The organism is Sphaerisporangium sp. NPDC088356 (assembly GCF_040685555.1).
Classification (GTDB): Bacteria; Actinomycetota; Actinomycetes; order Streptosporangiales; family Streptosporangiaceae; genus Sphaerisporangium.
Map to the genome: position 1 here is coordinate 24,915 of NZ_JBFBIK010000060.1, position 19,008 is coordinate 43,922.

Genomic DNA, 19,008 nt, shown 5'->3' on the forward strand with positions numbered 1-19,008 from the left:
ACCGTACCCGGGAACGACAGGTCTCCTTCTCGCGGGGGATGCCCCCGGTGGCGTGTCTGTGCCAGATTGGTAGCGTGCCGGACAACTCACTCCCCCGCGACGAGCTTCGCGCGACCGTCGGGGCCCGTCGTGACCTCGGCCCCGACTACGAGCACGCGCTGATCGAGTCCTTCCTGGAGAAGATCGACTCCACGATCGACGCGCGCGTGCGGGCCGAGGTCGCCGCCCAGAACGGCTACCAGGGCTACCCCGACCCCCACGGCTACGCCCCGCCGCACGGCGCTCCTCCCGGCCGGCCCAAGCCGCACAAGCAGGGCGACGGCACGATCCCGATCGCCCTCGGGTCGCTCGGCATCGGCGTCCCGCTGACGGCGATCGCCGCCACGCAGGCGGGCCCCGCGGGACTGTTCCTCGCCTGGACCGGCATCATCCTGGTCAACATGGCCGCGGCGTTCGGCCGCCGCCGCCGCTGAGCCCCGCACGCCCACGGTCACGCCGCGCGGCGCTCGCCCCGGCGCGTGCCTAGTCGCCGTCCCCGGGCTCCTCGTCGCGGTGCAGGCGCAGGCGCACCTGCTCGGCCACGCCCTCGTCTGGATGCTCCAGGCCGTACGTCCACACCGTCTCGGCGTCGGCGTCGCGCCCGCGCAGCGGGAGGACGCGGGCGAGCAGCTCGATGGCCAGCGCGGCGCTGTCGGTGTCCTGGCCGCCCTCGGCGGCGGCGGCGAACTCCCCGCAGGCCATGTCGAGATGGGCGATGCCGAGCAGCACCCGCAGCCGGCCGGAGTCGGCGATGCCCGGCACGTCGAGCGCCTCGATCAGCACGTCGGCGGCCTCCCCCGGCACGCCCTCGGCCAGGAGGTACTCGGCGAGCCGCTGTGCGGCCAGGGAGCCGGTGCCGGGGTCGCGGGTGGCGAGCGCCGCGCGCAGCGACGCCTCGGCCTCCCTGTCGTCCCCCTGGCGCGCGGCGATGCGCGCCAGGGCCATGTGCGCCGCGGGCAGGTAGGCCGGGGTGCCGACGCCGATCACGGCCTGCCAGGCGGCACGCGCCTGGTCGGTCATGTTCTCCTTCTCGAACCCGCGCGCCAGGTGGCAGGCCGCCTGGGCGGCGTACTCCGGGTGGCCGGTGGCGAGGGCCGTGCGGGCCGCGGCCCTGGCCCCCGCCACGTCGCCGCGCTGCTCCAGCACGACGGCGAGGCCGACGGCCGCCTGCGCCCGGTCGGCCTCCTGCTCGTCGGCGACCAGCTCGGCGAAGATCTCGGCCGCCGCGTCGAGCTCACCGCTCTCGGCCAGCCGCCGCGCGTCGTCGATCGGCCGCCCGGACTGCACCTCGTGCGCCGCCATCGGGACCTCTTCTCCGGATAGGGGGTTCCCCGGGCCTCGCGACGCGGGCGCGCCGTCGCGCGCGACATATTATGCCGATGCGGACGGGCGCCCGAGGCTGGTCGCCTAGTCTTCGTATGCCTCCAGCGGGGGGCAGGAGCACACGAGGTTGCGGTCGCCGTACGCCTGGTCGATGCGCCGGACCGGCGACCAGTACTTCGCCTCGCGAAGGGCCGCCACGGGGTAGGCGGCCTCGGTGCGGGTGTAGGGGTGCTCCCAGTCGTCCGCCACCAGGCAGTCGGCCGTGTGCGGGGCGTTGCGCAGCGGGTTGTCGGCCTTGTCGTACGCCCCGGAGGCGACCTTGGCGATCTCCTCGCGGATCGCGATCATCGCGTCGCAGAACCGGTCGAGCTCGGCGAGGTCCTCGCTCTCGGTCGGCTCGATCATCAGGGTGCCCGCCACAGGGAACGACATCGTGGGCGCGTGGAAGCCGTAGTCGACCAGGCGCTTGGCGACGTCGTCGACCGTGACGCCGGTCTCCTTGGTGATCTGGCGCAGGTCGACGATGCACTCGTGGGCGACCAGGCCTTCGCGGCCGGTGTAGAGCACCGGGTAGTGCGGGGCGAGCCGCCGCGCCAGGTAGTTGGCCGACAGGATCGCCTGCTCGGTGGCCGCTTTGAGCCCGTCGGCGCCCATCATCCGGACATAGGCCCACGAGATCGGCAGGATGCCGGCCGACCCGAAGGGCGCGGCCGAGACCGGGCCCACCGGGCTGTCCTCCAGCGGATGGCCGGGCAGGTAGGGCGCCAGGTGGGAGCGGACCGCCACCGGGCCCACGCCGGGACCGCCGCCGCCGTGCGGGATGCAGAACGTCTTGTGGAGGTTCAGGTGGGAGACGTCCGCGCCGAACGATCCGGGCTTGGCCAGCCCGACCAGGGCGTTGAGGTTGGCGCCGTCGACGTAGACCTGCCCGCCGGCCTGGTGGACGCGGTCGCAGATCTCGGTGATCGTCTCCTCGAACACCCCGTGCGTTGAGGGGTAGGTCACCATGATCGCCGCCAGCCGGTCGCTGTGCTTGTCGATCTTGGCGATGAGGTCGGGGACGTCGACGTTGCCCTCGTCGTCGCAGGCGACCACGACGACCCGCATGCCCGCCATGACGGCGCTGGCGGCGTTGGTGCCGTGGGCCGACGACGGGATGAGGCACACGTCGCGCTCGTTGTCGCCGTTGGCCCTGTGGTAGGCGCGGATCGCGAGCAGGCCGGCGAACTCGCCCTGGGAGCCCGCGTTGGGCTGCAGCGAGACGGCGTCGTACCCGGTGACCTCGGCCAGCCAGCCCTCCAGGTCCTTGATGAGCCGCAGGTAGCCCTCGACCTGGTCGGCGGGGGCGTAGGGGTGGATCCCGGCGAGCTCGGGCCAGCTGATCGGCTCCATCTCGGTCGTGGCGTTGAGCTTCATCGTGCAGGAGCCCAGGGGGATCATCGACCGGTCGAGCGCGATGTCCTTGTCCTGAAGTCTGCGGAGATAGCGGAGCATCGCCGTCTCGGAGCGGTGGGAGTGGAACACCGGGTGGGTGAGGAAATCGGTGCTCCGCAGCAGCTCGGCGGGCAGCGCGTCGGAGGTGGCGGTGTCCAGGTCGTCCAGCACGATGCCGGTGAGGCCGAACGCCTCCCAGACCGCCCGCAGGTCGCCTGCCGTGGTCTTCTCGTCGCAGGAGACGCCCACGTGGTCGGCGTCGGCGAGGCGCAGGTTGACGCCCCTGTCGCGGGCCGCCGCGACGATCTCGGCGGCACGGCCGGGGACGCGGGCCAGCACGGTGTCGAAGAAGTCGTCGTGCACGACCTCGACGTCGGCGCCCCGCAGCCCCGCCGCCAGGACGGCGGCGTGCCGGTGGGTGCGCTGGGCGATGCGCCTGAGCCCCTCGGGACCGTGGTACACGGCGTACATGCCGGCGATCACGGCGAGCAGCACCTGCGCCGTGCAGATGTTGCTGGTGGACTTCTCCCGGCGGATGTGCTGCTCGCGGGTCTGCAGGGCCAGCCGGTAGGCGGGGCGGCCGTCGGCGTCCTGCGACACCCCGACCAGGCGGCCGGGCATCTGCCGCTGGAGCCCCTCGCGGACCGCCATGTACGCGGCGTGCGGGCCGCCGAACCCGAAGGGCACGCCGAAACGCTGGGAGGAGCCGACGGCGATGTCGGCGCCCATGGAGCCGGGCGCCTCGACCAGCGTCAGCGCGAGAAGGTCGGCGGCGGCGACGACCAGCGCGCCGCGGGCGTGGGCCTCGTCGGCGACCGCGCGGAAGTCCTTGATCTCGCCGCTCGCGCCGGGGTACTGGACGAGCACGCCGAACAGCTCGCCTTCGGGCAGGCCGTGGCGGAGGTCGGCCTCGAGGAGCTCGATGCCGAGCGGCTCGGCGCGGGTGGCCAGCACCGCCTTGGTCTGCGGGAGCGCGTCGGCGTCCACGACGAACACCGGGCTCTTGGCACGGCCGGCGCGGCGGACCAGCGTCATGGCCTCCGCCGCGGCCGTGGCCTCGTCGAGCAGCGAGGCGCCGGCGACGTCGAGCCCGGCCAGGTCGCTGATCACGGTCTGGAAGTTCAAAAGGGCCTCGAGGCGTCCCTGCGAGATCTCCGGCTGGTAGGGCGTGTAGGCGGTGTACCAGCCAGGGTTCTCCAGCAGGTTGCGCCGGATGACCGCCGGGGTGATCGTGTCGTGGTAGCCGAGCCCGATCATCGAGGTCAGCACCTGGTTGCGGGAGGCGAGCGCCCGCAGCTCGGCGATGGCCTCGGTCTCGCTCGCCGCGTCCGGCAGGTCGAGCGGGCCCTCGGCACGGATCACCCCGGGCACCGCCAGGGCGATCAGGTCGGCGACCGACTCGTAGCCCACGGCCTCCAGCATGCGCGCCTGGTCGGCGTCCGCCGGGCCGATGTGCCGGGTGGCGAAGGGCGGTGCGGACAGGTCGCGAAGCGGTGACCGATCGGTCATGGGGCCCTCCTGAGGGTGTGGAGACCGGCGCTTGGAGCGCACCGTATGCCGGGTCTCCCCCTCTGTCAGCGCGACATTCTCATCGCGACCTGAGAGCTTCATCCGCATAAAAGCGGATTTGCACCGTCGGTGAGACACGCCTGGCGGGCACGTCTACTTTCCAGAGTCGCCTCACCCGTGCGGTACGTGGGCCTGAGAGATTCCGGGGAGGTTGCTCCTTCGGCGCCCGAGTCACACGCCGGCACCGCGTGGAGCGCGGAACCGGCCCGTGCCAGGGACTCTCCCGCACAGGGTCATAAGCCTTGCGCCAATCGTACCGTCCCGCCCCGAGTAAGGGGCTACCCCTATCGTCCCCATGTGCCGGACTTTACCCCTGACCTGCGGGTTCGCAAAGATCCAGCCCCGTCACACCGAGATCTCCACCGACCTGGCCACCGCCCCACGCGGCAGACATGATCGAGGTCATCCGGTCTTGCGGGCCTTCCTGCGCCGAGCCAGCTCGTCACCCGGGTGCTCCTCCATGGAGTCCCGGTCGGCCGGCTCCGCGCGTTCCCCCGGCAGCTCCGCCAAAGATCCCTCGACCTCGCGCCAGACCCCGCCCAAGGCGATGCCGAACACGCCCTGGCCGCCCTCGAGCAGATCGATCACCTCGTCGGCCGAGGTGCACTCGTAGACGCTCACGCCGTCGCTCATCAGCGTGATCTGCGCCAGGTCGTTGACCCCGCGCTCCCGCAGATGCTGCACCGCGGTGCGTATCTGCTGGAGCGACACCCCGGTGTCGAGCAGGCGCTTGACCACCTTGAGAACGAGGATGTCGCGGAAGCTGTAGAGCCGTTGCGACCCCGAGCCCTGCGCGGCCCGTACCGACGGCTCGACCAGCTGGGTTCTCGCCCAGTAGTCGAGCTGGCGGTAGGTGATGCCGGCCGCCGAGCACGCCGTCGGGCCGCGGTAACCCACGTCGGCGGGCAGCGACGCCGGCCGCTCGTCGAACAACAGGCCCTGCTCACCCGCGCGCTCCCGCGCCGACTGGCGCTGGGCCGGATCATGCTGGCCGGCCGTCTTTCCCTCGCCGCTGCTGACCGCCACTGCGGACCTCCGGCTTTCTCTCATCCCACGGTCTGATCTGGGGGTTCGTGAATTACAACCGTGGTTTCCCTTGCACCGTAGGACTGGCGCGATCCTCAGTCAACGATCCCGCCCGGCGCGTCGTGAAGCGTAAATGCCCGATATGGTTAACCCGCACGACCGAAGTCCTCGGGTGTGATCGTGTCCAGGAACTCGCGGAACTTCTCGACCTCGTCCTCCTGATCATCAGGGATGATGACGCCGGCCTCGCGCACCACATCCTCGCTGGCGAAGATGCTGGCACCGGTGCGAAGAGCCAACGCGATCGAGTCGGATGGGCGTGCGCTCACCTCGACACCGTTGGAGAACACCAGGTCAGCGAAGAAGATCCCGTCGCGCAGCGCCACGATGTTGACCGTCTGCAGCCGCACGCCGAGAGCTTCGATCACGTCCTTGAACAAGTCGTGGGTGAGCGGCCGTGGAGGCGGCTCCTCTGCCTGTGCCAGAGCGATGGCCGTGGCCTCGGTCATCCCAATCCAGATCGGCAGATAACGCTCACCCTTCGCCTCCTTGAGCAGGACGATGGGCTGGTTGGAGGGCATCTCGACGCGAACCCCCACGACCTCCATCTGCAACACAGGCTGCTCCGTCTCATTGGGTCGCCGGCCCGCTCCGGGCCCGTTCCCTTGCGGCTCTCGGCTCGCGGCGTGACCATCGCCGCAAAATTCAACGTAACATCCCCGCACCCCGAAATGTCCGGGCGCCTCCGTCAGCGGCCCAGAATGCCCCTCAGACCGCCCCGCACCAGGGCGGCGTGCAGCTCCTGGAGCAGCACGGAGAGCTCCCTGGCGGTCTCCTCGGCCTGATCGACGGCACCGGGGGCGCGGCGGCGCAGCAGCGGCGCCACGGCCTGCTCCACGAGCCCCGCCTCGCGCTCCGCCGCGGCCCTCAGCACCCGAAGATGGCGGGGGTGCAGGCCGAACCTGGAGAGCGCCCCGGAGGCCCTGGCGACCGTCAGGGCCTCGGCGTCGTACCACCGCGCGACCGGGGTCAGCAGGCCGTAGTCCTCCAGCTCCACGAGGGTCTCCTCGTCGAGCGCCGCGGCCTCCAGCAGCTCGGCCCGGCTCAGCCGGATCTCCGCGGGCGACTCGGCCCCGACGGCGCGGGGCCGGGTGACGCCGTCGCGCTCGGCGGTGTCCAGATGGTCCTTGATCACGCGCAGCGGAAGGTAGCGGTCACGCTGGGCGGTGAGGATGTAGCGCAGCCGCTCGACGTCGGCGTGGGTGAACTTGCGGTACCCCGAAGGGGAGCGCTGGGGCTCGATGAGCCCCTCGCCCTCGAGAAAGCGGATCTTGGAGACGGTGACGTCGGGGAAGTCTCCCCGCAGGATCTCGAGGACTTCCCCGATGCTCATGAACGCCCTGGCGGCCTGCGCGCCCATCACCGCTCCTCCTCACCCACGCGTGAGGAACACCAGCCGGAACTTGCCGATCTGGACTTCGTCGCCGCCGGAGAGCGGTAGCTCCTCGATGCGCTCCCGGTTGACGTAGGTGCCGTTGAGGCTGCCGACGTCCCTGGCGGTGAAGTAGTCGCCGCGCCGGTAGAACTCCGCGTGCCTGCGCGACACGGTCACATCGTCCAGGAAGATGTCGCTCTCGGGGTGGCGGCCCGCCGTGGTGAGTTCGCTGTCGAGCAGGAACCGGCTCCCGGCGTTGGGCCCGCGCATCACGACCAGCAGGGCCGTGCCGGCCGGCAGCTGCTCGACCGAGGCCCGATCGGGGATGAGCGTCTGTCCCGTCGCGTCGCCGTCCATCGCCTCGATCCCACTGAGTGAGATCGTGGAGGTGGTGTCCCCCGGCGTGTTTTCGACACGACTCAGCGGCGACCCGCACCGTGAGCAGAAACGGGCGTCGTCAGGATTGGCATGACCGCACTGCGTGCAGTAGACGCTCGGCATCGATCGGCTCGGCCTCCTACCGCGAAGTCGCGGCGACGGTGCTCTGGGCGGCGTGCCTCGGTTCTTCGCTTCTCATAGTTGCTCAGACTGCGAATGCCGCAACTTACGCTGATGAGTCGCAAAGGTCAAGATGAGGGCAGGCTCGCGGGTTCGGACATGCTGCTGGTGGGGCTCGCTCGGTCCTCGCTACGGGGGCTCGCGTATCTCCTGACGGCGCTCACCCCTCGCTCCTTCCGACTCGGCTCGCCGCGCCGGTCCAAAGCTACCGCCCGCGCCGCCCTCCGGTCCATGCGGCGCGCCGTTCAAATGTGACTGGAAAGGGCTGGTTCGGGGCAGAACGCACCTCTTCCATGGGCGAGCGTCAGGTGCCGACGGCGTGCTCCACCACCCGGGCCCAGCGCTCCAGGAGGCCCTGGGCCACGTCCAGGTCGTCCCCTTCCGCCCAGATATGGGTTACGGCTTCCGCGGGGTCGGGGAGGATCAGGGCCCAGCCTCCGTCCTCCTCCACCACGCGCACACCGTCGGTGGTGTCGAGGTGGTACCCGTCGGCCGCCTCGACGACCGACCGCATGACCGCCCCCTTGGCCGCCCACGGGGTGGGCACGGTGCGTTTGAGCATCTTGGCCTGCGGGATGCGGGCGTCGATCTGGCTGAGCGACAGCCGGGTGCGGGCCACCAGGCCGAGGATGCGCAGGAAGGCGGCCAGGCCGTCGATCGTGGGCGCGAACTCCGGGACGATGAAGCCGCCGCGCCCGTCCGCCGCGAAGATCAGCTCAGGGTCGGCCGCCGCCGAGGTGAGCGCGTCCAGTGCGGTGGAGGTCCACTGCACCTGGGCGCCGTGGAACCGGCACACCTGCTCGGCCACGCGGGTGGTGGTCACCGGCAGAGCCACCCGGCCGCCGCGGCGCTCGGCCGCCACCAGGTCGAGGACGACCAGTTGCGCCCGCTCCTCGCTGATCAGCTGGCCCATCTCGTCGACCAGGGAGATGCGCTCCCCGACCGGGTCGAAACGTACGCCGAAAGCGGCCCTGGAGGACCCCACGAGCTCCGCCAGGCGCTGGAGGTCCCTGCGGCGCTCGGCGAGCGTCTCGGTCGGCGAGGCGTCGTCCAAGCGGTTGTTGACGGTGAGCACGTCGACCCCGACCCGGCCGAGCAGGCTCGGGAGCACCAGGGAGGACGTGCCTCCGGCGCAGTCGATGACGACCTTCATCTCGGCGTCCCGCACGCCGGACATGTCGACCCAGCGCAGCAGCTCGCGGGTGTAGTCCTCCACGGCCCTCGCGGGGAAGCTCAGCTCCGCGATCTCGCCGGGGAAGGCGCGCCGGAACTCCTGCCGGGAGAAGACGCGCTCCAGCTTGCGCTGCGCGCCCTGGGACAGGTCGGCGCCGTTCTCGTCCATGAAGATGATGTCGACGCTCTGAGGGTCGCCGGGGGTGGTGCGCAGCGCGATGCCGCCCGAGGCGGTCTCGTTGGAGGTGTGGAAGCGCGCGACGGGCAGCGGGGTGGCCTCCAGGTCGAGCACGTTGATCGCGCTCGCGGTGAGCGCGCTGATCACGGCCCGCTTGAGGGCGCGGGCCGCGCGGGAGGAGTCGCGCGAGGTGATGACCGACGCGCCCTTCTTCAGCGTGGTGGCGTACGCGCTCGCCAGGCGCACGCACAGCTCCGGGGTGATCTCGACGTTGACCAGGCCGGAGACCCCGCGCGGGCCGAACAGGCTGCGCTGGCCGCGCGACTCCCAGATCACGCTGGTGTTGACGACCGCGCCCGCCTCGATCGTCTTGAACGGGTAGATCTTGACGCCGGAGGAGACGTAGGCCTCGGACTCGATCACGCACTCGTCGCCGACGACGGCGTTCTCCTCGACGCGCGCGCCGGTCATCACGTCGGTGTTCTTGCCGATCACGCAGCCGCGCAGGTGGGCGCTCGGCCCGATGTAGACGTTGTCGTGGACGACGGCGCGGTGCAGGAACGCGCCCTCCTTGACCACGACGTTGTCGCCGATGACGGTGTACTCCCGAAGCTCGGCGCCCGCCTCGACCTTGGCGTAGCCGCCGATGTACAGCGGGCCCTTCAAGATGGCGTCGGGGTCGACGGAGGCGCCCTCGGCGACCCAGACGCCCGGGGAGAGCTCGAACCCGTCGGCGTCCAGCTTCACCCGCCCCGACAGGGCGTCCGCCTGGGCCTTGAGGTAGCTCTCGTGGGTGCCGACGTCCTCCCAGTACCCGCTGGTGATGTAGCCGTACAGCGGCGCGCCCTGGGCCAGCAGCTTGGGGAAGACGTCGGCCGACCAGTCGACCGGCACGCCGGCGGCGACCTCGTCGAGGACCTCCGGCTCCATCACGTACACGCCGGTGTTGACCGTGTCGGAGAAGACCTGCCCCCAGGTGGGCTTCTCCAGGAAGCGCTGCACCCTGCCCTGCTCGTCGACGATGATGATCCCGAACTCCAGCGGGTTCGGGACGCGCTTGAGCCCGATGGTGACGAGGGCGCCGTTCTCCTCGTGGAACCGGATGAGGTCGGTCAGGTCGATGTCGGTCAGCGCGTCCCCGGAGATCACCAGGAAGCGCTCGTCGCGCAGCTTGTCGGCGGCGTTCTTCACGCTTCCCGCCGTGCCGAGCGGGATCTCCTCGGTGGCGTAGTGGAGGCTCATGCCGAGCTCGTCGCCGTCGCCGAAGTAGTTGCGCACCAGGGCGGCCAGGAACTGAACGGTGACGACGGTCTCGGTGAAGCCGTGCCGCTTCAGCAGGCGGAGCACGTGCTCCATGATCGGCCGGTTGACTACGGGAAGTAGGGGTTTGGGCTGGTTGGCGGTCATCGGCCGCAGCCGAGTCCCCTCCCCGCCCGCCATCACGACGGCCTTCACAGATCACCCTCCGTCTGTTTCGTCACGGTGGGCACACGGTCACGCTCACGCGGGCAGGAGCCGCGGGGACTCGCCGGAACGGGCCCCCACGATCGCTCATGCCCGGCTCGCCCCTCCGATGAGCCGGCGCCCCTGAACCACGTACAGCGCCCCCGCCCACCAATACAGACCTGTTCCCCAGATGGCAAAGGCCCATCCCAAGATCCGGGCTATGTCGGCGTACCATCCGTCGTGGGACGCGAGGAAAAGCAGCGGGAAGGCGTAGAGCAGGTTGGCGGTCGCCGCCTTGCCGAGGAAGTGGACCGGCAGCGCCGGGCCGAAACCGTGTCTGCGAAGGATCGGCACGCCGAGGAGCAGCAGGACGTCCCTGCCGACGATCAGGGCGGTCAGCCACCAGGGGATGACCTCGCGCAACGTCAGCCCGATCAGCGTGGCCAGGATGTAGAGCCGGTCGGCGAGCGGGTCGAGCAGCCTGCCGAGCTTGCTGGTCTGGTTCCAGGCCCGCGCCAGCTTGCCGTCGAGCCAGTCGGAGAACCCCGCCGCCATGAGCAGGATGAGCGCCCACCCGTCGGCCTTGGGCCCCAGCACCAGCCACAGGAACACCGGCACGCCGAGCAGCCGCAGCAGGCTCAGCATGTTCGGAACCGTCCAGATCCGGTCCTCCGCCGATCTCACCCGTGACTCTCCCCTCGTGAACCTGGTGCCGACCCTAGCCGGTGTGAGGCTCCGGGCGGCGGCGGGGGCGAGCCTCGCCACGGGCCGTATCGTGAAAGGACGAACCTCCGTGCGGCCCCGCCCGGCGCATCACCGGTCTTTCAACGGCAAAGACGGCATCCTCCTCAAGGTGGAGAAGACGTTTCCCGCAGGGCCACGAGATCGGCCGAACGGTGGAAGCGAGCAGACCCTTTTATTCTTTAAGGTTCGGTGCCATGGCCAATGACGCAGCCCTCTTCTTCGGGCAGTTCATGCGCTCGCCCGGCACCACCGGGGCGGTCGCCCCCAGCTCTCAGCGCCTGGCGAGGGTGGTCGCCTCTCCGGTGCCCGAGCGCGGGGACCCCGTCATCGTCGAGCTCGGCCCGGGGACGGGCGTGTTCACCAGGGAGATCCAGCGGCGTCTCGGCAAGCGAGGGCACCACCTGGCCATCGAGATCAACCCCCGTCTGGCCGCGGGGCTGGCCGATCGGCACCCGGGCGCCAAGGTGATCGTCGGCGACGCCGTGAACCTGCCACGGCTCCTCGCCAACCACGGGCTCGAACGGGCCGACGTGGTGGTCAGCGGGCTGCCCTGGGCCACCTTCCCCGCCGCGCTCCAGGACAGGCTGCTGACGGCGATCCGCGAGACGCTCACGCCCGAGGGCACGCTCACGACCTTCGCCTACGTGCACGCCCGCACGCTGCCGCCGGCGATGCGCTTCCGCCGCCGCCTGCTGGAGGCGTTCGAGGAGGTCGTGCCGAGCAGGACCGTGTGGGCCAACGTGCCACCGGCCTTCGTCTACCACGCCAGGCGCCCGCGTCGCTGACCTCGCACGGCCACCGAACTCGCTCTACCATTGCGCGGCAACGGGAATGGAGTGATCACGGTGGACTTCACGCTTCCGGAGAGCGCCCGCGACGTACAGCGCGGCGTCGCGGACATCTGCTCGCGCTACGACATGGACTACTGGCAGCGGTGCGAGGCGGAGAAGCGCTGGCCCGAGGAGGTGTGGGCCGAGCTGGCCAAGGGCGGCTGGCTCGGCCTCGCGGTGCCCGAGGAGTACGGCGGGGGCGGCCAGGGCCTGCTGGAGCTGACCGTGGCGACCGAGACCCTGTCGGCCTCGGGCTCGGCCGGCGGGTCCGCGTTCACATACGTGCTGACGCCCGGCTTCGGCGCGCTGACCATCGCCCGCCACGGCTCGGCCGAGCAGAAGGCGGCGCTGCTCCCCCGGCTCGCCGCCGGCGAGATCGAGACCTGCTTCGCGCTCACCGAGCCCGACGCCGGGTCCAACTCCCTGGCCATCTCCACCTCCGCCCGCCGCGACGGCGGCGAGTACGTGATCAACGGGCAGAAGATCTGGATCACCGGGGTTCAGCGGGCCACCTGGATGCTGCTGGTCACCCGCACCATCCCTGCGGCCGAGGCCAGGCCGCGCACCAACGGCCTCACCGTCTTCCTGGTGAACGTGCCCGAGGCGGTGGCCGCCGGACGGCTGTCCTACCGGCCGATCCCGAAGATGGGCGCCAACACCACCCCGTCGAACATGGTCTTCTTCGACGACCTGCGGGTGCCGGCCACCAGCGTGCTAGGCGAGGTGGACCAGGGGGCGGCGGTGCTGTGGGACATCCTCAACCCCGAGCGCATCCTGCTCGGCGCCAGCGCCCTCGGCGGCGCGGAGGTGGCGCTGCGGGTCGCGGTCTCCTACGCCAAGGAGCGGGAGGTGTTCGGCCGCCCGATCGGGGCCAACCAGGCCATCGCCTTCCCGCTCGCGCAGGTCAAGGCGAAGATCGAGCTGGCGAGGCTGATGCTCTACAAGGCGGCCTGGCTGTTCGACCGGCACCTGCCGTGCGGCACCGAGGCCAATATCGCCAAGCTCACGGCCTCGCAGGTGGCCTGGGAGGCGGCCGACCACGCCTTCCAGACCCACGGCGGGATGGCGTACTCGCTGGAGTACCCCGTCGCCCGCCTGCTGGCGGACGCCCGCATCGGCAAGGTGGCGCCCGTGACCGAGGAGCTGCTGCTCAACTACCTGGCGACCCAGGTGCTCGGCCTACCCCGGAGCTTCTGAGCCGCGGGGCCGCCGCGCCTCACGGCATGGCGGCCTCGACCAGAGCGTCCACGAGACGGTTGTCGTCCCCGCGCTCCGGGTGCCACTGGACGCCCACGCAGAACCGGTGGCCCTGGAGCTCCACGCCCTCGACGATCTGGTCGTCGGCCCACGCCACGGCGAGCAGTCCCTCGCCGAGCCGCTTGAGGGCCTGGTGGTGGGGCACGGCGACCTCGATGCGGTCGCCGACGGCCTTGCCGACCTTGCTGGAGACGCTGACCTGGATCACATGCGGCGTGCTTGCCGCGTGCCGCTCGTGGTGGACCGCCTCGGGCAGCCACCGGATCAGGGTGCCGCCCAGCGCGACGTTGAGGATGTGCATGCCGCGCGCCACTCCGAGCACGGGGACGCCCGCCTGGACCGCCGCTCTGACGAGGCCCAGCTCGAACCTGTCGCGCTGCGGCTGCGGCTCCTCGACCCTCTCGTCCCGCTCCTCGCCGTACGCGCCGGGATCGACCTCCACGCCTCCGGCCAGGATGAGCCCCGACAGGCCACGGACGTAGCCGTCGATCGCTCCCAGGCTCAGCGGGGGGATCAGCACGGGGGAACCCCCGGCCTTGTCCACCGCCTTCGCGTAGGCGGGCGGCGAGAGCACGGCCTCGCGGACCCACGTGCCCCAGCGGGCGGCGTCGAAGTAGGTGGTGATACCGATCAACGGTCGGGACATACGGTCTCCAGGGGCTCGCGCAAGGTCGTACCGCGATCACACGGCGGCACCCAGCCCATCAGCAGTGGCAAGCCCATCATGGCGCACAACATTTCGGGTATGTCACGTATCCGGGGTATCAGTCACGTCACTTCCGCAACATCCGTCCCCCCACCTCACAGCCGTCCCGGCCCCGCCCCCGCCTCCTCCCGGCCGCCGGGCGCGACGTGGAACGGTCCGCCGATATACCCGGATTCGGCACGTCCGAGGCGCCGCGGGCACCGTGCCCAGGAAATGTGGATCGCCATAAAAGGCGAATGCGATTCTATTTCACGTAGTTTCCACGCCATCCCTGCATCCATTACGGAGAATCACTCAGCAATTACAAAGAGTTCGCTTTCCCGGCACCTTGTGGTGAAACGGTTGTGAGGCTCATGAGGGAATGGAAGACTCCAATTCGAGCGATCGGTTGAGCCGGGGCCGCCGGACGCTCGTTACCCGGACCGTCAGGGAGGTGCACAACGTGATCGGATACCAAATCCGATCAATTAGGGTGGCGTCGATATATGTCGTTGAATCCACGTCTGGTAAAGGAAAGTTTCTCGGCCATCCAGCCCGTCATGGGCAAGGCCGTCGCGTACTTCTACGGGCGGCTGTTCGCTGAGGGCCCACACCTCCGGAGCATGTTCCCCCCCGCCATGGACGTCCAGCGCGACCGGCTCTTCGGCGCGCTCACCCGCATCGTCTGGAGCCTGGACAGCCCTGACAGCCTCGGCTCCTACCTGGGCCAGCTCGGCAGGGACCACCGCAAGTACGGCGTGCTGGCCGAGCACTACACCTCCGTGGGCAACGCGCTGCTGGCGACCATCAAGCGCTTCGCGGGCGACGCCTGGACCAGCGAGGTCGAGGCCGCGTGGGTCGCCGCCTACACGGTCGCGGCCAACCTGATGATCGAGGCGGCCGAGGCCGACGCCGGGGTCTCCCCCGCCTGGTGGCTGGCGGAGGTCGTGGACCACGAGCTGCGCGCACCCGGCATCGCCGTCCTCACCCTGCGGCCCGGCACGCCGATGGACTTCGTCCCGGGGCAGTATGTCAACGTGCAGGTCGCCCGCTGGCCCCGCGTCTGGCGCACGTTCTCCATCGCCAACGCCCCCCGGGCCGACAACACCATCAGGCTGCACGTGCGCGCCGTGAGCGGCGGGTGGGTCAGCACCGCCCTGGTCTCGCACACGCGGATCGGGGACACCCTGCTCCTCGGCCCCCCGGTCGGGACCATGGCGCCCCCCGACGGCGAGCCCATGCGCGACATCATCTGCGTCGCGGGGGGCACCGGCGTCGCGCCGCTCAAGGCCATCATCGAGCACGTCATCGCCTCCGGCCACCGGCCGAACATCCACCTGCTGTTCGGCGCCCGCACCGCCGCCGAGCTGTACGACCTCGGCGACCTGATCCGCATGGAGTCCTCCTTCCCGTGGCTGCGGGTGCTGCCGGTCGTGTCCGACGAGCCCGCCTACGACGGCATGCGCGGGTCCCTCCCGGACGTCGTGCGGCGCTTCCACTCCTGGGCCGACCACGACGTGTACGTGTGCGGACCCCCGTCCATGGTGAACGAGACCGTGCGGCGGCTCCAGAACGACGGCGTGCCCCCCGCGCGCATCCACTGCGACCCCATTCAGGGCGAGCAGTGGCCTGATTCCAACCAACAACCAGATATCAGCGGACTATCCGGGCGAACTGATCACCCAAATCACGCGGAGTCCGGCGGGTGCCCGGGCAACGTGACACGATGATGCCGATCCGCGCGCAGCGGCCGACATGTCGACCGGGCGACCACGCCGAGCCGGGGGGACAGGCGATGCGGCCCCGACACCGCGAAAGGAAGGGCGACCATGCAGGGCACGCCGCTCGCCGCCGGCACGAGGCGATCCTCCCCCCACGTCGCACGGGCCTGCCATGTCGCCCCGGCGGTGCTCTGACTCCCATGGCCAAACCGGTCACGCTCGTGACATTCGTGCTGCCCAGCGCGCTCGGCCACTGGGGCAGCGGGGCCACCGAGGTCCGCGTCTTCGCCGTCGCGGACTCCGACGAGAGCCGCCCCACGCTGGGCGCCGCGCTCCACACCCTGCGCCGCACCCACCCCATGCTGGAAAAGCGGCTCTGCGACGAGTACGGCGGGATCCGCCGGCACATCAGCATGTTCGTGTGCGGGGAGAACGCCCGCCGCCTCGGCGGCCTGGCCTGCGCCTTACCCCCGGGCGCGGAGGTCTACGTCCTTCCCGCCCTGTAGAGAGCCCCCGATGATCGCCCGCCGCCGGGGGTGGAGGCCCGGCGGGCGGCCCGCCCCGTCTAAGGGGCGACGCGGCCGGCGGCGTTGAAGGCGGCGTGGGTGATCGGCATCAGCCCGGCCCAGAACGCCTCCATCTTCTCGGCCACCATCTCGATCTCGCGCTGCGGGAACGACGGCACGCTCGCGCGCTCGTCCTTGGTGCGCAGGGACAGGAAGTGCATCAGCGAGCGGGCGTTGCAGGTGGCGTACATCGAGGAGAACAGGCCGACGGGCAGCACCGCACGCGCGACCTCGCGGGCGACGCCCGCCGCCAGCATCTCCTGGTAGGCCTCGTACGACTGCCGGTAGGACCGCTCCATGGTGTCGGCCACCAGCTTGTGCTGCTCGTCGTCGCCCTCGACGAACCGGTAGCGCCCCGGCTTGCCCTCCTGCACGAGCTTCCGCTCCCGCCCGGGCACGTAGAAGACCGGACGAAGCTCGCGATAACGCCCGCTCTCCTCGTTGTACGAATTGTGAACGACTATGCCGTTGGCAAGGAAGTTGTGCCATGGGCCCTCGACCGACAGATCGTAGGTCATCTCCTCGCCGCCGTCATCGATCGAGACGATCGAGTCGGGTTTGGCGACCGCCACCTTTCCTCCGCGCTTGGCCGGCGCCTGCTCGGAGTCACTCTTTCGTCGGTGGCACGGCAAGCACGCGGGAGCGAGATTGCTCTCATCGAGGGCCTTCAGCAGATCGGCGGCGACAGGGATCACATGATCGAGCGCGAGTTCCTCGCGCGGGAAACGCTCAGAGCACAGATAACACGTGTCGGTCTCCTTGATGAGCCGGAGCCGCTGCATGGAGGTCCAGACGCCGATTCCCCTAAGCAGAGAGGGAGGAACCAGCGCTTCGGAGGGATGTGGACCGGTCCCCCCGATCATGACCCTGTCTCCGGCCTCCAACTCCCCTGCCTTGCGCCAGCCCTCAGGAGTGAGAACCGCGTGGTCGACAGAGCACCTCAGCGACCGACCGCTCGCGGTGCTGAGACGGACCAGCCGCTTGACCCCGGACTCCATGACATCCAGAATCCTGGCGCGTGAGGCCAGCAGAGTCGTCTCGTCGTGGCAACGCACATGGTCACGGCGGACCGAATCGAGTTTCCTCAATCGTCTGGATGGATTCTCCGCCCTGAACGCGGCCACTGCCCGCTCAGCGGATTCACGCGTGTCATGCGGTCCCAGGTAGTGCGACCGGTTTCCCTGCCTGACCTGCGCGTTCCATTTCCCGGCTCTCTCATGCCACGACACTCCCCCACCCGAGCGGGGCGACATGTCTTCAACGCCGTGATGCCAGAGCTGGTAGAGCTCCGCGATAGTGCGACGGCGAACATGCCCTTTCTCGCTCACCAGCGTGATCTCCGAATCGCCTGCGAGGCACCAGCCGACCCTGTGGCGGTGGAACTCGCGGAAGACCAGGATCGGCGCGCTGATGAAGAAGGTCATCGAGTTGTGCTCGAACGGGCTGCCGTGCCGGTCGCGCATGAGGTAGTTGATCAGGCCCTTGGAGCGCTCGGCATCCTGGTCGACCGCCTCCAGGGACTGCTCGCCGGCGGTGGACACCCGGGCGGCCCAGACCACGTCGGAGTCGGCCGCGCTGTGCCTGACCAGCTCCACCGTCACATCGCTCAAGAATTCCACGCCTCGGCTCCCCCTCGTCTCGGCCGCCCACATCGTAGTGGAGCGAGCCCGCTCAAGTGATGTCGCGCCTGATCGTGGTGGCCGACGCCACGGTCGCGAAGACCGCCGCGTACCCCACGAGCAGCGCGGCGCCCGCCCAGGCCGGCAGGTAGCCGCCGCCGATGGGCGAGGACACCCCGTACACCGCCTGGGCGGCCCCGCCGGGGAGCCACTTTCCGACGCTCGGCAGCAACACCACCAGCAGGCTTTCGAGGACGTAGACCCAGGCGACGCCGACGACGATGGCGGCCACCTGGTTGCGCAGCAGCGACCCGAGGGCGAGGCCGAGGATCGCGTACAGGGCCATCACGGCGACCACCCCGGCGCAGACCCGCGCCACGTCGCCGCCGATCAGCGACAGGCTCCCGCCCTTGATCACGAGCGCCGGGACCCCGACGGCGAACGACAGCACGATCCCGGCGAGGCCGAACAGCAGGCCCACGACCGCGCAGGCGACGAGCTTGGCGGCCACCACCCGTTCACGGCGCGGCGTCGCCAGGAAGGTGTAGGTGATCGTCTGGAAGCGGTACTCCCCGGTGATCACGAGGGTGCCGACGACGAAGGCGAAGACGAGCCCGGAGCCCGCCTGGCTGAAGAGGTTGCGCACCCCGTCGTGTTCGGTGAGGGAGGGCGCGCCCGGGCTTCCCGACAGGAAGCTCAGCGCGGCCAGCCCGATGGCGGTGAAGCACAGCGAGAGCGCGAGCATGCCCCAGACCATGCGGGTGGTGAAGACCTTCAGCAGCTCCGCCCTGACCAGCCGGATCATGACACCCTCCCCGAGATCGCGTCGGCGGCGGCCGGTGGCGCGGACGGCTCCCCGGTGAGTTCGAGGAAGACTTGTTCGAGATCGGAGCGCTGCCTGACCAGCTCCGACAGCACCACCTGCTCGTCCAGCGCCGCCTGGCCCACCGTCTCGGGCGGGACGCCGCGAACCAGCAGCACGCCGCTCGCCGGGGATTCGATCACGCCGCCCGCCTCCTCCAGCCGTGGGCGCAGCCGCTCGACCTCCGCCCCGGCGACCCGCACTCCCCGGTCGCCTCCCGAGGTCAGCTCGGCCAGCGTGCCCTGCCGGATCATGCGGCCCCTGGCGATGATGACGATGTCGTCGACCGTCTGTTCGACCTCGGCCAGGACGTGGCTGGAGACCAGCACGGCGCAGCCCTGGTCGTCGGCGAGGAACCTCAGGAAGCCGCGCAGCCACTGGATGCCCGCCGGGTCCAGGCCGTTGGCGGGCTCGTCCAGGATGAGGACCTTGGGCTGTCCGAGCAGCGCGGTCGCCAGGGCGAGGCGCTGGCGCATGCCGAGGGAGAAGCCGGCCACCCGCTTGCCCGCCACGTCGGCGAGGCCGACCTGGCCGAGCGCCTCG

The 19,008-nt window shown here is 70.5% G+C and carries 17 protein-coding genes and 1 riboswitch; of the genes, 5 read left to right on the plus strand and 12 right to left on the minus strand.

Going from position 1 to position 19,008, the window contains the following annotated elements; all coding sequences use genetic code 11:
- Positions 1–74 precede the first annotated feature (74 nt).
- The gene (locus AB0O34_RS21955) at positions 75–473 is read left to right on the plus strand and encodes a hypothetical protein (RefSeq protein WP_363918041.1); all 399 of its coding nucleotides are present in this window, start codon (positions 75–77) and stop codon (positions 471–473) included.
- 49 nt (positions 474–522) lie between these two features.
- On the opposite strand, the gene AB0O34_RS21960 is transcribed toward AB0O34_RS21955, so the two are convergent.
- The 8 genes from AB0O34_RS21960 to AB0O34_RS21995 all read right to left on the minus strand — a co-directional run bounded on the left by AB0O34_RS21960 (position 523) and on the right by AB0O34_RS21995 (position 10,865).
- A complete protein-coding gene (locus AB0O34_RS21960) occupies positions 523–1,341 on the minus strand; it encodes a hypothetical protein (protein ID WP_363918043.1) in 819 nt (272 codons plus the stop codon).
- 105 nt (positions 1,342–1,446) lie between these two features.
- Entirely contained in the window at positions 1,447–4,305 is a 2,859-nt protein-coding gene (gene gcvP, locus AB0O34_RS21965) for an aminomethyl-transferring glycine dehydrogenase (protein ID WP_363918045.1), read from the minus strand.
- A gap of 170 nt (positions 4,306–4,475) precedes the next feature.
- Positions 4,476–4,601: riboswitch (glycine riboswitch) on the minus strand.
- A gap of 166 nt (positions 4,602–4,767) precedes the next feature.
- Positions 4,768–5,391 carry a MerR family transcriptional regulator gene (locus AB0O34_RS21970; protein ID WP_363918047.1) on the minus strand — a complete coding sequence of 208 codons (624 nt, stop codon included), beginning with the start codon at positions 5,389–5,391 and terminating at the stop codon, positions 4,768–4,770.
- A gap of 146 nt (positions 5,392–5,537) precedes the next feature.
- A complete protein-coding gene (locus tag AB0O34_RS21975) occupies positions 5,538–6,008 on the minus strand; it encodes a bifunctional nuclease family protein (RefSeq protein WP_248958545.1) in 471 nt (156 codons plus the stop codon).
- A 131-nt stretch (positions 6,009–6,139) separates the two neighbouring features.
- Positions 6,140–6,811: a MerR family transcriptional regulator gene (locus AB0O34_RS21980; RefSeq protein WP_363918049.1), complete on the minus strand. Its 672-nt coding sequence runs from the start codon at positions 6,809–6,811 to the stop codon at positions 6,140–6,142.
- Positions 6,812–6,823: 12 nt separating this feature from the next.
- Positions 6,824–7,327, minus strand: coding sequence for an FHA domain-containing protein (locus tag AB0O34_RS21985; RefSeq protein ID WP_363918051.1), 504 nt, complete (start codon positions 7,325–7,327; stop codon positions 6,824–6,826).
- Positions 7,328–7,688: 361 nt separating this feature from the next.
- Complete coding sequence (locus AB0O34_RS21990) at positions 7,689–10,190, minus strand: mannose-1-phosphate guanyltransferase (protein ID WP_363918053.1); 2,502 nt, start codon at positions 10,188–10,190, stop codon at positions 7,689–7,691.
- 96 nt (positions 10,191–10,286) lie between these two features.
- The gene (locus AB0O34_RS21995) at positions 10,287–10,865 is read right to left on the minus strand and encodes a CDP-alcohol phosphatidyltransferase family protein (protein ID WP_363918055.1); all 579 of its coding nucleotides are present in this window, start codon (positions 10,863–10,865) and stop codon (positions 10,287–10,289) included.
- Between the two features lie 254 nt (positions 10,866–11,119).
- Here AB0O34_RS21995 and AB0O34_RS22000 point away from each other — a divergent pair, with 254 nt between their 5' ends.
- Both AB0O34_RS22000 and AB0O34_RS22005 read left to right on the plus strand, forming a co-directional pair.
- Positions 11,120–11,710, plus strand: a complete 591-nt coding sequence (locus AB0O34_RS22000) for a methyltransferase domain-containing protein (protein ID WP_363918057.1) — start codon at positions 11,120–11,122, stop codon at positions 11,708–11,710.
- A gap of 60 nt (positions 11,711–11,770) precedes the next feature.
- Complete coding sequence (locus AB0O34_RS22005) at positions 11,771–12,952, plus strand: acyl-CoA dehydrogenase family protein (protein WP_363918059.1); 1,182 nt, start codon at positions 11,771–11,773, stop codon at positions 12,950–12,952.
- A gap of 19 nt (positions 12,953–12,971) precedes the next feature.
- Here the strand turns inward: AB0O34_RS22005 and AB0O34_RS22010 are convergent, their stop codons facing one another.
- On the minus strand, positions 12,972–13,658 hold the full coding sequence (locus AB0O34_RS22010; protein ID WP_363918061.1) for a gamma-glutamyl-gamma-aminobutyrate hydrolase family protein: 687 nt from the start codon (positions 13,656–13,658) through the stop codon (positions 12,972–12,974).
- Between the two features lie 599 nt (positions 13,659–14,257).
- On the opposite strand from AB0O34_RS22010, the gene AB0O34_RS22015 reads away from it, so the two are divergent.
- Positions 14,258–15,427, plus strand: coding sequence for a globin domain-containing protein (locus tag AB0O34_RS22015; RefSeq protein WP_363918063.1), 1,170 nt, complete (start codon positions 14,258–14,260; stop codon positions 15,425–15,427).
- Between the two features lie 191 nt (positions 15,428–15,618).
- Entirely contained in the window at positions 15,619–15,924 is a 306-nt protein-coding gene (locus AB0O34_RS22020; RefSeq protein ID WP_363918065.1) for a hypothetical protein, read from the plus strand.
- Positions 15,925–15,983: 59 nt separating this feature from the next.
- Here the strand turns inward: AB0O34_RS22020 and thyX are convergent, their stop codons facing one another.
- The 3 genes from thyX to AB0O34_RS22035 form a co-directional block, all read right to left on the minus strand.
- Entirely contained in the window at positions 15,984–17,603 is a 1,620-nt protein-coding gene (gene thyX, locus AB0O34_RS22025; RefSeq protein ID WP_363918067.1) for an FAD-dependent thymidylate synthase, read from the minus strand.
- A gap of 52 nt (positions 17,604–17,655) precedes the next feature.
- Positions 17,656–18,408: an ABC transporter permease gene (locus AB0O34_RS22030; protein WP_363918069.1), complete on the minus strand. Its 753-nt coding sequence runs from the start codon at positions 18,406–18,408 to the stop codon at positions 17,656–17,658.
- A partial coding sequence (locus tag AB0O34_RS22035) for an ATP-binding cassette domain-containing protein (protein WP_363918071.1) occupies positions 18,405–19,008 on the minus strand: 604 nt, incomplete at its 5' end. The genes AB0O34_RS22030 and AB0O34_RS22035, both read right to left, overlap by 4 nt.

Coding starts and splice junctions, on each gene's coding strand:
- AB0O34_RS21960 (WP_363918043.1), bottom strand. CDS start 1,341: ATGGCGGCGCACGAGGTGCAGTCCGGGCGGCCGATCGACGACGCGCGG.
- gcvP (WP_363918045.1), bottom strand. CDS start 4,305: ATGACCGATCGGTCACCGCTTCGCGACCTGTCCGCACCGCCCTTCGCC.
- AB0O34_RS21980 (WP_363918049.1), bottom strand. CDS start 6,811: ATGGGCGCGCAGGCCGCCAGGGCGTTCATGAGCATCGGGGAAGTCCTC.
- AB0O34_RS21985 (WP_363918051.1), bottom strand. CDS start 7,327: ATGCCGAGCGTCTACTGCACGCAGTGCGGTCATGCCAATCCTGACGAC.
- AB0O34_RS22000 (WP_363918057.1), top strand. CDS start 11,120: ATGGCCAATGACGCAGCCCTCTTCTTCGGGCAGTTCATGCGCTCGCCC.
- AB0O34_RS22010 (WP_363918061.1), bottom strand. CDS start 13,658: ATGTCCCGACCGTTGATCGGTATCACCACCTACTTCGACGCCGCCCGC.
- AB0O34_RS22015 (WP_363918063.1), top strand. CDS start 14,258: ATGGGCAAGGCCGTCGCGTACTTCTACGGGCGGCTGTTCGCTGAGGGC.
- AB0O34_RS22020 (WP_363918065.1), top strand. CDS start 15,619: ATGGCCAAACCGGTCACGCTCGTGACATTCGTGCTGCCCAGCGCGCTC.
- AB0O34_RS22030 (WP_363918069.1), bottom strand. CDS start 18,408: ATGATCCGGCTGGTCAGGGCGGAGCTGCTGAAGGTCTTCACCACCCGC.